The 718-nt window shown below is 45.8% G+C and carries 1 protein-coding gene; it reads left to right on the forward strand.

The features are described 5' to 3' along the window. The first annotated feature begins 32 nt into the window (after positions 1–32). Positions 33–686, forward strand: coding sequence for a hemolysin III family protein (locus KIV40_RS30445; protein WP_285353005.1), 654 nt, complete (start codon positions 33–35; stop codon positions 684–686). The last annotated feature ends 32 nt before the right edge of the window (positions 687–718 follow it).

Consider the following 718-nt stretch of genomic DNA (forward strand, 5'->3'; position numbering starts at 1 on the left):
AGTAAATATTCGATTACTCTAGTAGGGTGCCCATGTCTGAAACCAAAGTCAGTGAATACAGCGAAATAGAAGAGAGAGCCAATGCAATCACACATGGCCTAGGTGTCGTGTTGGGTGTGGTTGGCTTGATCTTGCTGCTAATAAAAGCCGATAAATTTGAAGCTGATTCGTTGACGATGGCGAGCATGGCTATTTATGGCAGCAGTATCATCCTGCTGTTTCTTGCCTCCACCCTCTACCACTCGATCACCACTGAGAAAACTAAGCGCCTACTTAAGACCCTAGATCACTGTGCTATCTACCTATTGATAGCAGGCAGCTATACACCGTTTCTTTTGGTCAGCCTAAGAACGCCTCTGGCACTGGGCTTAATGGGGGTGATTTGGGCAATAGCACTGGTAGGCATTGTGATGAAAATAGCCTTCGTTTATCGCTTTAAACGCTTGTCACTGGTGACATATCTCGCCATGGGTTGGCTGTCACTGATCGTGATTTATCAACTGGCTAAGAGTGTTGAACTGGGTGGCCTAATTCTACTTGCTGCGGGTGGAATTATTTACTCATTGGGTGTGATTTTCTATGTCGCTAAACGCATCCCATACAATCATGCCATTTGGCATCTGTTTGTATTGGCGGGATGCGCCTGTCATTTCTTTGCGATCTATCTGTACGTCACGCCAGTTTAGCGTGCTAGTACTTCAACCACTTCTGCTTGAAG

It is taken from the genome of Vibrio sp. D173a, from assembly GCF_030248475.1.

What these genes read in the sequence shown, in the direction of transcription:
- KIV40_RS30445 (WP_285353005.1), top strand. Translation starts at nt 33, where the DNA reads ATGTCTGAAACCAAAGTCAGTGAATACAGCGAAATAGAAGAGAGAGCC.